This window comes from Serratia sp. BNK-12 (assembly GCF_047456085.1).
Taxonomy (GTDB): Bacteria; Pseudomonadota; Gammaproteobacteria; order Enterobacterales; family Enterobacteriaceae; genus Serratia; species Serratia liquefaciens.
Genome location: NZ_CP179896.1, coordinates 2717139 through 2730015, shown reverse-complemented (window position 1 = coordinate 2730015; position 12877 = coordinate 2717139). Strand labels below are relative to the sequence as shown.

Annotated in this window: 11 protein-coding genes; 7 read left to right on the top strand and 4 right to left on the bottom strand. The window is 55.6% G+C overall.

Annotated elements, in window-relative coordinates; all coding sequences use genetic code 11:
* Positions 1–70 precede the first annotated feature (70 nt).
* Entirely contained in the window at positions 71–1237 is a 1167-nt protein-coding gene (locus ACMGG1_RS12495) for a serine hydrolase domain-containing protein (protein WP_410529388.1), read from the top strand.
* A gap of 194 nt (positions 1238–1431) precedes the next feature.
* Here the strand turns inward: ACMGG1_RS12495 and ACMGG1_RS12490 are convergent, their stop codons facing one another.
* Both ACMGG1_RS12490 and manA read right to left on the bottom strand, forming a co-directional pair.
* Entirely contained in the window at positions 1432–2955 is a 1524-nt protein-coding gene (locus ACMGG1_RS12490) for a YdgA family protein (protein WP_122079201.1), read from the bottom strand.
* A gap of 141 nt (positions 2956–3096) precedes the next feature.
* Positions 3097–4275, bottom strand: a complete 1179-nt coding sequence (gene manA / locus ACMGG1_RS12485; RefSeq protein WP_128864961.1) for a mannose-6-phosphate isomerase — start codon at positions 4273–4275, stop codon at positions 3097–3099.
* A gap of 525 nt (positions 4276–4800) precedes the next feature.
* Here manA and ACMGG1_RS12480 point away from each other — a divergent pair.
* The 4 genes from ACMGG1_RS12480 (at position 4801) to ACMGG1_RS12465 (ending at position 7998) form a co-directional block, all read left to right on the top strand.
* Positions 4801–5133, top strand: a complete 333-nt coding sequence (locus ACMGG1_RS12480) for a hypothetical protein (protein WP_122079206.1) — start codon at positions 4801–4803, stop codon at positions 5131–5133.
* A 261-nt stretch (positions 5134–5394) separates the two neighbouring features.
* Positions 5395–6792, top strand: coding sequence for a class II fumarate hydratase (gene fumC / locus ACMGG1_RS12475; RefSeq protein ID WP_414160705.1), 1398 nt, complete (start codon positions 5395–5397; stop codon positions 6790–6792).
* A 58-nt stretch (positions 6793–6850) separates the two neighbouring features.
* The gene (locus ACMGG1_RS12470) at positions 6851–7540 is read left to right on the top strand and encodes a helix-turn-helix transcriptional regulator (RefSeq protein ID WP_201895304.1); all 690 of its coding nucleotides are present in this window, start codon (positions 6851–6853) and stop codon (positions 7538–7540) included.
* A gap of 89 nt (positions 7541–7629) precedes the next feature.
* Complete coding sequence (locus ACMGG1_RS12465) at positions 7630–7998, top strand: VOC family protein (RefSeq protein ID WP_130015679.1); 369 nt, start codon at positions 7630–7632, stop codon at positions 7996–7998.
* Here ACMGG1_RS12465 and tus read toward each other — a convergent pair.
* Both tus and ACMGG1_RS12455 read right to left on the bottom strand, forming a co-directional pair.
* Positions 7988–8926 (bottom strand): DNA replication terminus site-binding protein, encoded by a 939-nt coding sequence (gene tus, locus ACMGG1_RS12460; protein WP_122079212.1) that lies wholly within the window; start codon positions 8924–8926, stop codon positions 7988–7990. The genes ACMGG1_RS12465 and tus overlap by 11 nt on opposite strands.
* A 147-nt stretch (positions 8927–9073) precedes the next feature.
* A complete protein-coding gene (locus ACMGG1_RS12455; RefSeq protein WP_170868547.1) occupies positions 9074–10339 on the bottom strand; it encodes an MFS transporter in 1266 nt (421 codons plus the stop codon).
* A gap of 129 nt (positions 10340–10468) precedes the next feature.
* Here ACMGG1_RS12455 and ACMGG1_RS12450 point away from each other — a divergent pair, with 129 nt between their 5' ends.
* Complete coding sequence (locus tag ACMGG1_RS12450; protein ID WP_122079214.1) at positions 10469–11359, top strand: LysR family transcriptional regulator; 891 nt, start codon at positions 10469–10471, stop codon at positions 11357–11359.
* Between the two features lie 159 nt (positions 11360–11518).
* A complete protein-coding gene (locus tag ACMGG1_RS12445; RefSeq protein ID WP_020826757.1) occupies positions 11519–12736 on the top strand; it encodes an ROK family transcriptional regulator in 1218 nt (405 codons plus the stop codon).
* Positions 12737–12877 lie beyond the last annotated feature (141 nt).

Below are 12877 nucleotides of genomic sequence, written 5' to 3'. Positions count from 1 at the left end.
AGAAATGCGGCATTTAATTTTATAATAATCGCTTTAGACTGATTTCATCATCCTCAGAGAGCAACAAAACATGTCGATAGCGGATCAGTCATTAGCAAAAAGAGTGCAGGGCGTTAGCCAACGGGCGATTGATGAAGGGCGTATCGTTGGCAGCGTGGTGCTGGTCGCTCGGCACGGTCGCGTGGTTTACGCCAATGCCAGCGGCTATGCCGATCGTGAACAGAAGAAGCCTATGAGGCGTGAGACCCAATTTCGGCTGTCGTCGGTGTCCAAGCCTTACATTACGCTGGCGGCCATGCGCATGGTCGAACAGCAAAAGCTGGGGCTGGATGATACCGTCAGCCGTTGGTTGCCGTGGTTTACTCCGGCGCTGGCCGATGGGGTTCGCCCGCCAATTAAAATCCGTCATTTGCTGAGCCATACTGCCGGGCTGGATTATGGTCTGAGTCAGCCTGCGGAAGGACCGTATCATCGACTCGGCATTAAAGACGGTATGGAACTGTCGTCGTTAACGCTGGAGCAGAATCTGCGCCTGTTGGCGCAGGCGGATCTGTTGGCCGAGCCGGGCAGCGAGTTTCGCTATTCACTGGCAATCGATGTGCTGGGGGCGGTGCTGGAACAGGTGGCGGGCGAGCCCTTGCCGCAGGTGTTCAACCACTGGGTTGCCCAACCTTTGGGGTTGCGTAATACCGGTTTTTACACCGCCGATGCCGATAATCTGGCAACGGCGTATCACGACACTGCCGCGCAGCCGGAACCTATACGAGATGGCATGTTGCTCACCCTGCCGGAAGGGTTCGGCTTCGAGATTGAAATGGCACCCTCGCGTGCGCTGGACGCTCAGGCCTATCCTTCTGGCGGCGCTGGCATGGTCGGCGATGCAGACGATGTGTTGCAGTTGGTGGAAACCTTGCGCACTGGCAAGGAAGGCATTTTACAGCCGGCCACCGCAGCGCTGATGCGTCAAGCGCATGTCGGGTCGCACGCCGAGACTCAGGGGCCTGGCTGGGGGTTTGGTTTCGGCGGGGCGGTACTGGAGGACGCGCAGTTGGCGGCAACGCCTCAGCATAACGGCACTTTGCAGTGGGGCGGTGTCTATGGCCACAGTTGGTTTTACGATCCGCAAGCGGCGATCAGCGTGGTAGCCTTGACCAATACGGCCTTTGAAGGCATGAGCGGACTTTACCCGCAACAAATCCGCGATGCCGTCTACGGGACAAACGCACCCACTCGCTAAGCATCTCCTGCTTAAGCCGATGAAGGAAGGTTGCGGCTTTGGCGCGATCGACCAGCGCTGAGCGTGTATAAAACGATATGGCCTGACCATGATGACGATTAACGCCAGGCAGGAAAGAAAGGCAAAGCAGGAAATAGCGGGCGGGGGATAAAAAAGAGGCCCGAACGTCGGGCCTCTTGAGCGTGAATTAGCTTTTACTGTGCAGGGGCGGGTACCGCGTCCTGTGCCGGTGCGCTGTCTTCGGCCGGGGCGCCCAACAGGCCAAACATGCCGATGAATTCCTGCAGCGACATTTTGTTGCCGTTCAGATCAACCTGGTTATCAGCGTAGTGGAAGCTACTGCCGATCACACCCTCTTTCAGGGTGGTCAGTTTGAACATCTGGCCCATGGCTGCTAACCCTTGCACCTGTTGTTCCGCCAGTTTTTGCGACTCTTCGGCACTGTAGCCTTGCAGTAAGGCCGTTTGCGAAGTGGTTTCCGTCGCCATCGCCACCGGAATACTCAGGTTGGCGTCGATCTTTTTCACCGAGCGAGCAATCAACTGGTCCGGAGATTCTGCCGGGGAGCCGGCCTGCGCTGGATCGGTCAGATCCAGATTCAGCGTAAAGGTGCTTTCACCCTTGCTGTTTTTCCAGCTCAGTGGCGCGATGCTGATGGACGGATTGCCCTTCAACAACAGCGGCAGGTTCTGCAGCAGGATGTCGGTGGTCTGCTGTTGGTAAGCCACCGGATCCATAGTTTGCGCCTGTTGCAGCATGGCCATCGCCTGCTGGTTGTACCGGTCGGCGAACTCTTTCAGTGATTTGGCATCCAGTTTGTCGATTTTCAGCAACAGCTTGCCGGAGCCGAAGTCGCTGTTCTGCACCTTCAGCGAATCGATGGTGTAATCAATTTGACCGTTCAGGTTGCTGTCTTTTTCGCCAAATTGGCTCGCCAGCTTAAAGCCGTCCAACAACAGGGTGTCTTTACCGTCAACGGCAACCTTAATCTGTTTCAACACCAGGTTCTGATTACCCAGGCTGAGATCGAACTGCCCGGCATGGGTCTGGCTCTTCAGTGATACACCCAGCAACTGAACCTGCTCGGTCTGACCAAACTGGTTCGGGCCGCTGATCACCGCGCTGTCGCTGTTGGCGTCCAGGGTGATGGCTTTCATGTCGCGTGACACATCGGCATTGATGGTCGCACCGCTAAACTTCAGCGCCGACTTGTCCTTTTGGTAATCCAGCGGGATCACGTCAATGGCGGAGGAGGTGTCGCCACTGTAGGAAATACGCGATTCCGCGGTAAACAGAGACTTGCCCTTGGTGATATCAAACAGGCCTTTGGTCGCTGCGGTGTTTTCGAGCTCGGTGTGCACCGATGCCATGCTTGGCAGCAGGTTGAATTTCTTCAACTGGGCAAACGGGAACGGACCATGGTCGATGGTTTCCTGGAACGCCACTTCGTCACCCGGCTTCAGCGGAGCGTCGTCGGTAGTGACGCTGCCGTCGGCGCGCAGCACATAGCGAATTTTACTGCTGAAAATACCGCGTTGGTAATTCTCATAACCCAGTTTAACGCCGGCTTTCGGCAGGTAGGCTTTCAGCTGGCTGTTGGCGTTCTCAACCACTTCACCCATCCGTTGTTCGATCAGTTTGCCGGTGTACCAGGAAGCCCCGGTCCATGCCGCGCCAAGAACCACAATGACGCTAACAGCGACTAACGATTTTTTCATAGTTCTGTTCATCCTTATTGAGCCATCTGTCTCTCGCAGATGGATGGGCAAATTTGGGCCAACAAAAAAACGCCCGCAGGCGTTTAATTGTGAAGGTAAGCTACTCTTTCAGCAACTAATTTGCGGAAATTTACCGAGTGTTTACGCCAACAGATTATAAACACGCGCGATTCGACCGGTACCGCTAACGCTGACCGGCGATTCGAAAGCGCCGATAAAGCAGGATTCACCGGGCTTAAGCACCAGTTGCTGATCCTGTTTACTCAGTACTGCTTCACCCTCAACGCAGAAAACAATGGCCGCGCTATCTTGCGCCAATGCTTGTGGAGCGGCGGAAAGATCGTGCAGCGAGAAGGCGAAGTCCTCTACCGGGATCGGGAAGAACAGTTCGTCACCGCGCTTTTGCGGCTGGGTCAGCAGCCCTGAGGCCGGTTGCGGGCGGAACTGCAGGTTGGCCAGCAGTTCTGGGATATCGATGAATTTTGGCGTCAGACCGGCGCGCAGCACGTTGTCCGAGTTGGCCATCACTTCCAGCGCCACCCCTTTCAGGTAAGCGTGTGGTGTTTCGGCATACAGGAACATCGCTTCGCCAGGTTGCAACTGCACCACGTTCAGCAGCAGCGGCGAGAACAGGCCGCTGTCATCCGGATAGAAACCGGCAATGAAGCGCACCGTGTCCCAGGTTTCCCCCTGTTGGTTATTCAGCGCGGCTTTCAACACCCCCAGCGCCAGCGATTTCTGCTCGCCGCTCATCGCCAGCAGGCTGGCAAACAGAGCGGACAGATGGCTGACATCCGGTTGCTGCAGGAAGGCGGCGATATCGTGGTGTGCACCGGCGATCGGCTGCAGCAGGGAAACAATGTCGGACAGTTCGCGGAAGCCATTCATCGCCAGGAAAGGCGTCAGGGCAAATACAAGTTCCGGCTTATGATTGGGATCCTTGTAATTACGCTCGGCAGCATCCAACGGAATGCCGGCCGCGTTCTCTTTGGCGAAGCCCGCTACGGCGGCGGATTTGCTTGGATGCACCTGAATCGACAACGGCTGATCGGCGCACAGCACTTTGAACAAGAACGGCAGCTCGCCGAAACGACGTGCGACTTCGGCACCCAGCTGCTTAGGCTGATCTTCATCAATAACATCGCGCAGCGAGCGCAAATTACCGTCGGTACCGGCTACGCGAGAGCTGCTCTTCGGGTGAGCCCCCATCCACAGTTCCGCCATCGGCAGTCCTTGTGGGTTGGCAATGCCATACAGCTGGGTTAACGCGTCGTGGCTGCCCCATGCATAGTTTTGCACTGCGTTGGTCATTTTTTGCATTTTGATAAACGTCCTTTGCATTCGCCGCCAGGTGACGGTAATTGGCTGACTGTAAAACAAACAAATTTGGTGCGTCTTATCCTACACCCGAAAGAGGGTGACAAAATGGTGCGCGATCAAACAAGTGGCGCAGTGGTCGGCGGTATAAGGTATTCGCGCCGGGCCGCAGCTCAGGGTGGGTAAAGTATAACGAGATAACGACCTCTGTCACCCTCCAGATATCATTGAACATTGGCCTGAACGGGTTAAAAAACGCCATTTTCGTTTGTGGGCAAGTTGACGGTGGCAATAACAAAATTTCAGACGGCGTGAGCGCAAAAATAAATGTTATTTTTGGCTTTATTTGTTCGTTATATTTCAAGCTGTGTTTTTTGACGCAAATTATTACCTGCTGAATATCTCTATCACCATAATGACTCCGTTTAAATTGCCAACCACACAAATGGCTTAAATTAACCTGTAGCACCGCTATACAGTGCAGGCCAATAAAATGATTCTCCGATTATTCCTAACGCCGAGGCGCTAATGAAAAAAATTTTGCTGGTTCTGCTGATGTGTACTTCCGGTGCCAATGCGGCCGTGGTGGTGACCCATGCTTACGGCTACGGTGTCCGCCCGGTTGTCGTCGCACCTCGCCCGGTGGTAGTCGTACCGCGCCCGGTGGTTGTTGCGCCGGCTCCGGTGGTGGTGACAACGGCGCCCGTAGTAACTACAGCACCGGTCGCCCACCCAGTTGCCGCCGCGGCCGGTGCTGTGGGGGTGGGCGTTTACCGCCATAATGAACGCCAGGATGCCTACGATGAAATCAACCATCTGCAGGACCAAAGAATTAATGCTTATAATCAACATCACCATTAATTCCCTCGTCAGAAATTAATAAAGAGAGCGCCAGACGGCGCTTTTTCTATTGTCGATATTCAATTGGCCGATGAAAACGGCAAGGACGTGTTGCCAGAAAATAAAACCCGCACAATAACCATGACAATGGAGGAAAAATGCTGTGAGGCAACTCTCTTAATGCGAATAGTTATTATGTCACTATACTGGATGGGTGTGCCGGCGGCCTCGCGCGCGCTGGCGTAATCGTACATTTTTAGGAATTGTACTAAGGAGATAGTGATGGCAGCCGTTCGTATTGAAAAAGACTCTATGGGACCCATCGAAGTGCCGGCCGACCGGCTATGGGGCGCACAAACGCAGCGTTCCCTGGAGCACTTCCGCATTTCTTCCGAAAAGATGCCGACCGCGTTGATTCATGCGCTGGCATTGACCAAACGCGCCGCTGCCAGCGTGAACATGGACCTGGGGCTGCTGCCTGCGGAGCGGGCCAACGCCATTATCAGCGCCGCCGATGAAGTGCTGGCGGACCAGCATACGAACGAGTTCCCGCTGTCTATCTGGCAAACCGGCTCCGGCACCCAGACCAACATGAATATGAATGAAGTGCTGGCCAACCGCGCCAGTGAACTGTTGGGTGGCGTGCGTGGGGAAGAGCGCCGAGTCCATCCGAACGACGACGTTAACAAGAGCCAAAGCTCCAACGACGTGTTTCCGACGGCGATGCACGTGGCGGCGGTGATCGCCGTGCGTGAACACCTGATTCCCGAACTGAAAGTGCTGCATAAAACGCTGAGCGACAAAGCGGAAGCCTATCGCGATATCGTCAAAATTGGCCGCACCCATTTACAGGATGCCACGCCGCTGACCCTGGGGCAGGAGATTTCCGGCTGGGCGGCGATGTTGGCGCACAACCTGCAGCATATTGAAGCCAGCATTCCACATATTTGCGAACTGGCGCTGGGCGGCACCGCTGTGGGCACCGGCTTGAATACTCATCCGGAATACGCGGTTCGCGTAGCCAAGGCCCTGGCTGATCTGACCCGGCAGCCGTTTGTCACCGCCCCTAACAAATTTGAAGCGCTGGCTACCTGCGATGCACTGGTGCACGGCCACGGCGCGTTGAAAGGGCTGGCGGCTTCGCTGATGAAAATTGCCAATGACGTGCGCTGGCTATCTTCCGGCCCACGTTGCGGCATTGGCGAGATCGCGATCCCCGAAAACGAGCCGGGCAGCTCCATTATGCCGGGCAAGGTCAACCCGACCCAGTGTGAAGCGATGACCATGCTGTGTGCTCAGGTGCTGGGTAATGATGTGGCGGTCAATATTGGCGGCGCCTCCGGTAACTTTGAGCTAAACGTGTTCCGGCCTATGGTGATCCACAACTATCTGCAGTCGATCCGCCTGCTGGCTGACGGCATGCAGGGCTTTAATGAGCATTGTGCTGTGGGCATTGAACCTAATCGCGATCGCATCAGCCAGTTGCTGAATGAGTCGCTGATGCTGGTTACCGCGCTGAACACGCATATCGGCTATGACAAGGCGGCCGAAATTGCCAAGAAAGCGCATAAGGAAGGCCTGACGCTGAAAGCCTCCGCGCTGAAGCTGGGCTACCTGACCGAAGAGCAGTTCGACCTGTGGGTAAGTCCGGAAGACATGGTTGGCAGTATGAAGAAGTAATTGATTGCTTGGCTTGTAAAAGGCTTACTGAGGTAAGCCTTTTTTATGGAGAAAATGCATGTCACGCACCGAGCGTCTACTCGAGTTGATGCAAATCTTGCGACGGCATCGCTACCCGGTTGCCGGCCACGCGTTGGCGCAGGAAATGAATATCAGCATGCGCACGCTGTATCGCGATATTGCCACCTTGCAGCAGCAGGGAGCCGAAATTGTTGGGGAGGCGGGCGTGGGATATGTGCTGCGGCCGGGGTTTATGCTGCCGCCGATGATGTTTTCACAGCAGGAAATTGAAGCACTGGTGTTGGGCATGCGCTGGGTAGGCCGCCGGGGCGACAGTCAGTTAGCCGAAGCGGCCAATAATGCCCTGGTAAAAATTGCCGACGTGCTGCCTGCAGCATTACGCGACGAGCTAGAGGCCAGCACGTTGTTGATTGGCCCCTTGGATTTGATCAAGGTGGCGGACGAAACCCTGGTGTTGATCCGCGAAGTCATTCGCCAGGAACGCAAGCTCGAGGTGCATTACTGCGATAACAACGGCAATGAAAGCGAGCGTATCCTCTGGCCTTTTGCCCTCGGTTACTTTGAGCAGGCGAGGATGCTGGTGGCCTGGTGCGAACTGCGTCAGTCATTCCGCCATTTTCGTCTCGATCGTATCCGGCTGGCTACGCCGCTGGCGCAACGCTATCCACGAGGACGCCGCCTGCTGATGAAAGAGTGGCATCAATCGCAGGGCATCCCTACGCAGTAATCCCACACTGCTGCCAAAAACTGTCAGTAGGGGCGCTTAGTCTTAAGGTCTCGGGAGCCAGCCGGTTCCCTCACCCAAAGGTTAATGCGATGACAACCCCAAATATGACCCTTCTCTATGTCGATAACCCAGAAAAAAGCGCCATCTTCTACCGTCAGTTACTGGGGCAGGAGCCGGTGGAGCTTTCGCCCACTTTTGCGCTGTTTGTGTTGAGTAACGGCCTCAAATTGGCGATGTGGTCGAAGCATACCGTGCAACCTGGCGCGACGGTGACCGGTGGCGGCGGAGAACTCGGTTTTCTGTGCGAATTGCCGCAGCAGGTGGATGCGCTTTATCAGCAGTGGCGCGATCGGGGGCTGAATATCATTCAGCCGCCGGTGACGCTGGACTTCGGTCATAGCTTCGTCGCCACCGATCCTGACGGCCACCGTCTGCGGGTTTACAGCCTCAGCGAGTAGGAGCGTCGGTATACAGGTGGAGCCGTTTGATCAGCAACCTCAACGGCTTGGCGTCCGGCTTATATTTATGTTTGACCGTCGCCGCGTCGTAATTGAGCAACTCGCCAATCTTCGGCACCTGGGCGCCATGTTCCACCTGGCATAGCGCAATCAGCGGCAGCGGGCAGGGGTGCTGCACCTGTTTTTGCTGCGGCTGATACCATACCCGGGCAATGGGTTGTACTTTCACTGGCCGCTTGATTTTTAGCGCCGCCTGCTGGGGCAGGCGACTGACATCATCGATTTCACGGCTGACCAGTTCTGCCCACTGTTCACGGTTATGTGGCGGTACCGCTCGGCCGGCTTTCAGGCTCTTTTCCAGTTGCGCCAGAATATCGTCGCGCTTTACGTTCTTGATAATATGCTTGTTGGCCCAACCGAAACGCACCGAGTCCGGATCCGTCACAACGGTCAAACTACGGTAGGCGCTAAGAGTAATCAGGCCGTGCAGATGAGTATGAACGAAGTCAAAGCGTTGCTCCGGCGCCAGGCCGGAATCGACGGTAATAATCTGTTCCAGCTCGGCTTTCAGCCGGTTTATCAGACCAATTTGCGTCTGGATCTGCAGATATTCCGGCTGCTCTACCGCCAGGCAAATAACGCCGGGCAGGCGTACCGCCGCCTTGCTGCTGACGTTGTGTTTATTGTGATGGATAAATAACCGCTGATAATGCTCCAGCGCCAGGTCGCGTGCGGCCTGGCCGACATGCTGCTCGACGGCAATCTGTTCTACCGTCGCATGCTCTTTGCCTTTCTCGATTTCCGGCAGGCTGAACACCCTGCCGGCTAACAAACGTAACGGTAATACCTGCTGGTGGAGGGCTGTCAGCGCCTGTTCCAGTTGGTTAAAACAACCATTCATCCTGCCAATTAAATCGTATTTATCCATCTGGCACCTCTCATTTTAGTTACAACATACATTAAGGGGACGACAAACGGAAGGGCAGCTTCGGCTAAGGTGAGGAATGAGACACCGAGTGGTCCAAGCTAACCAGAGGGGTTTAGGCCCCTGCACCCGTGGGTACAGGGGGGAGGGTTAAACGCGAGCTGCTTCCGGCAGTTTTTTCAGGTAATGCACGACTAGCAGGGCGAGTAGCAACATCACGCTGATAAATGCCACGACGCCATTCCAACCGAAGCTGTGCCAGAAAACACCGCCGAGGGTCCCGGCGACGCTGGAGCCAACGTAATAGCAGAATAAATACAGCGAGGATGCTTGTCCTTTGGCGCGGCGGGCGCGACGTCCGATCCAACTGCTGGCAACCGAATGGGCGGCAAAGAAACCGGCGGTGAACAGCATCATGCCGATAAAAATCACCGCGACCGGGGCCAGGGCAGTAATCAGTATCCCGATCAGCATAATCAGGGTCGAAGCCAATAACACTGGCCCGCGGCCGAAGCGGGACGTCATGGCACCGGCCTTCGGCGAACTGTATGAACCGGTCAGATAGACCACCGACAACAGGCCGACAATCGCCTGGCTCAGGTGGTAAGGATCAGCCAGCAGGCGGTAACCAATATAGTTGAACATGGTGACAAAGCTGCCCATCAGCAGAAAACCTTCGGCAAACAGCAGCGGCAGGCCTTTATCGTGCCAGTGCAGACGGAAGTTGATCAGCAGGGTACGTGGGCGCAACGAACTGGCGCGAAAATGTTTTGAAGCGGGCAAAATACGCCAGAACATGCAGGCGGCGGCCAGAGCGAATAGCCCGATCACCGCCAGTGACACACGCCAGGAGAAGAAGTCGGTCAGCACCCCGGTCACCAATCGGCCGCTCATGCCGCCGATGGAGTTCCCGCTGATATACAGCCCCATGGAAAAAGCGACAAAACTGGGGTGGATCTCTTCGCTCAAATAGGTCATGCCAACGGCGGCGACTCCGCTCAGGGAAAGCCCGATCAGCGCACGCATTAGCAGAATGCCTTGCCAACTGGTCATAAAGGCGCAAATCAGGGTACAAATTGCCGCCAGCAGCAGCGCCACAACCATCACCGGTTTACGGCCGATGGCATCAGACAGCGGGCCGGTAAACATCAGGCCCAGGGCCAGCAATCCGGTAGACACCGACAGCGACAGGCTGCTTTCCGCCGGGGATATGCCAAAGTCTTGCGACAAAACCGGCAGAATCGGTTGCACGCAATACAGCAAGGCGAAGGTAGCCAGTCCGGCGGAAAACAGCGCCAGGGTCACGCGCATAAACTGCGGCGTACCGCGCTCGATGTAGGGAAGTTTGTTAAGGGTGGAACGTTGGGTTTTTGGCGCAGCAGCCGCGTCGTCGTTAGCGGCCAGCGTCGACGGCATACCGGCCGCAGAACGCACAGGGGTTGTCACAGTCTTTCCTTACACAGCACTTGATGAGTTAACAAAATGATAGGGAGAGGTCAGTTTTTTGTCTAATATATTAATAATTAAAATTAAGACGTTTAAAGTATGAATATTGAGTTGAGGCATCTGCGTTATTTTATCGCCGTGGCGGAAGAGTTGCATTTTGGCCGTGCAGCGGAGCGGCTGCGTATTTCACAACCGCCGCTCAGCCAACAAATCCAGGCGCTGGAGGAAATGGTTGGCGCTCGCCTTTTGGCGCGGAATAACCGCAATGTCAGCCTGACTCAGGCGGGGGAGATGTTCCTGAAAGAAGCCTATCAGGTGCTCGATCAGGTCAGTCGTGCGGCGGAAAAGGCAGCGCGATTGGAACGCGGCGAACTTGGCGAACTGACCATTGGTTTCACCTCTTCGGCACCCTTTATCAGCGTAGTGTCGCGCAGTCTGCGGGCTTTCCGTCAGCAACACCCGCAGGTGCACATCAAGATGCGAGAAGTGAACACCAAGCAGCAGATCGAACCCTTGCTCAATGGCGAGCTCGATCTGGGCGTGATGCGTAACACGCGCTTACCGGACGTGTTGAAACATCAACTTCTGCTGTGCGAGCCCCTGGTGGCGGTGGTGCCGGAAGGGCATCCGCTAACCCAGGTGGCTTCCGGTACCTTGCGTTTCCAACATTTGGCGGAAGAACCCTTTGTGTTTTTCTCGCGTGAGGTGGGAACCGCGTTGCATGACGAAATTTTGTCGCTGCTGGCCAAGGCGGGGATCACGCCCTATATCACTCAGGAAGTTGGCGAGGCGATGACCATTATTGGCCTGGTGTCTTCTGGCCTGGGTATCTCTATACTTCCGGCGTCTTTCGCCCGGGTTAAAATCGATGGAGTACAATATTTGCCGCTGGCGGAGCCGGAGGCGATGACTGAAGTTTGGCTGGTGCACCATCGTCAACGGCCGTTGACGGCGGCGGCAAAATCCTTGATGGCGTTACTGTTGGCCTGACGGACCAACTGGGTAAATAAAACACAATCCGTAGCGAAAGCAGGGTGAATTTGTGCAGCAAATCACATAACGAATCAAATAGTTGACGCTGTATTCCAAAAGCCCCACCATAGCCGATAGTCTTTATTTAGAAGCGCGAAAAATAGTAGGAGCAGGTTTGTGATTGCTGTTGGGCAGCCTGGGCATATTGATCAAATCAAGCAAACAAATGCAGGGGCAGTTTATCGGTTAATCGATCAACTGGGCCCAATTTCGCGCATCGAACTGTCAAAGCGAGCACAGCTGGCGCCCGCCAGCATCACCAAAATCGTGCGGGAGCTGTTGGAAGCCCATCTGGTTAAAGAAACCGAATATCAGGAAGTGGGCAGCCGCGGCCGCCCGGCGGTGGGCCTGGTGCTGGACACCGAAGCCTGGCATTACCTTTCCGCCCGCATCAGCCGTGGCACCATCACGCTGGCGCTGCGTGATATCAGCAGCAAGCTGGTAGTTGAGGAAATCCTCCCCCTGGCCGCCGAACACCCCGATCCGCTGCTGAAACGCATTCTGACCGAAGTCGATCAGTTCTTTATCCGCCATCAAAGCAAACTGGAGCGGTTGACGGCCATTGCCATTACCTTACCGGGGATGGTGGATGCGATTTCCGGCGTGGTGCATCGCATGCCGTTTTACGACGTGGAAGATATGCCCTTGGGGCCGGCGTTGGAAACGCGCACCGGTCTGCCGGTGTATCTGCAGCACGACATCAGCGCCTGGACCATGGCCGAAGCCTTATACGGCGCTTCACGCGGCAGTCAAAACGTCATTCAGGTGGTGATCGATCATAACGTCGGCGCCGGCGTCATCACCGGTGGTCGGGTGCTGCATGCCGGTAGCCGCAGCGTGGTAGAGATTGGTCATACCCAGGTCGACCCTTACGGCAAACGCTGTTACTGCGGCAACCACGGCTGCCTGGAAACCGTAGCCAGTATCGAGAATATGTTGGAAATCGCCCGCACGCGGCTCGGGACCTCGATGAGTTCCAGCCTGCACGGCATGCCGCTGACGGTCGAATCGCTGTGTGATGCAGCGCTGGCAGGCGACCAACTGGCCAAAGATATCATCCTTGGCGTGGGCCACAGCGTAGGCCGTATCCTGGCTATCATGGTCAACCTGTTCAATCCGGAAAAAATCCTGGTCGGCTCCCCGCTAAACCGCGCGGCGGAAATTCTGCACCCGGCCATTGCCTCCTGCATTCGTCAGCAATCTCTGCCGGCTTACAGCGAGCATATTAAGGTGGAGTCCACCCAGTTCTTCAACAAAGGCACCATGCCTGGTGCGGCTTTGGTGAAAGAAGCGTTATACAACGGTTCACTATTGGTTCAGTTGCTGCAAGGCTAACACCAATCAGTAATACTTATCGTTTAACGCCAAAATGTTGCGCTACCTCAAGCTCGTGCCTGTCGGCATCCTCTAGACTTTTCCCCGTTCTACTCTTTCGCCGTAAACCCGGCGATATTTTGGTTAACGGTGTATCTCGGG

What these genes read in the sequence shown, in the direction of transcription:
- ACMGG1_RS12495 (WP_410529388.1), top strand. Translation starts at nt 71, where the DNA reads ATGTCGATAGCGGATCAGTCATTAGCAAAAAGAGTGCAGGGCGTTAGC.
- ACMGG1_RS12490 (WP_122079201.1), bottom strand. Translation starts at nt 2,955, where the DNA reads ATGAAAAAATCGTTAGTCGCTGTTAGCGTCATTGTGGTTCTTGGCGCG.
- manA (WP_128864961.1), bottom strand. Translation starts at nt 4,275, where the DNA reads ATGCAAAAAATGACCAACGCAGTGCAAAACTATGCATGGGGCAGCCAC.
- ACMGG1_RS12480 (WP_122079206.1), top strand. Translation starts at nt 4,801, where the DNA reads ATGAAAAAAATTTTGCTGGTTCTGCTGATGTGTACTTCCGGTGCCAAT.
- fumC (WP_414160705.1), top strand. Translation starts at nt 5,395, where the DNA reads ATGGCAGCCGTTCGTATTGAAAAAGACTCTATGGGACCCATCGAAGTG.
- ACMGG1_RS12470 (WP_201895304.1), top strand. Translation starts at nt 6,851, where the DNA reads ATGTCACGCACCGAGCGTCTACTCGAGTTGATGCAAATCTTGCGACGG.
- ACMGG1_RS12465 (WP_130015679.1), top strand. Translation starts at nt 7,630, where the DNA reads ATGACAACCCCAAATATGACCCTTCTCTATGTCGATAACCCAGAAAAA.
- tus (WP_122079212.1), bottom strand. Translation starts at nt 8,926, where the DNA reads ATGGATAAATACGATTTAATTGGCAGGATGAATGGTTGTTTTAACCAA.
- ACMGG1_RS12455 (WP_170868547.1), bottom strand. Translation starts at nt 10,339, where the DNA reads ATGCCGTCGACGCTGGCCGCTAACGACGACGCGGCTGCTGCGCCAAAA.
- ACMGG1_RS12450 (WP_122079214.1), top strand. Translation starts at nt 10,469, where the DNA reads ATGAATATTGAGTTGAGGCATCTGCGTTATTTTATCGCCGTGGCGGAA.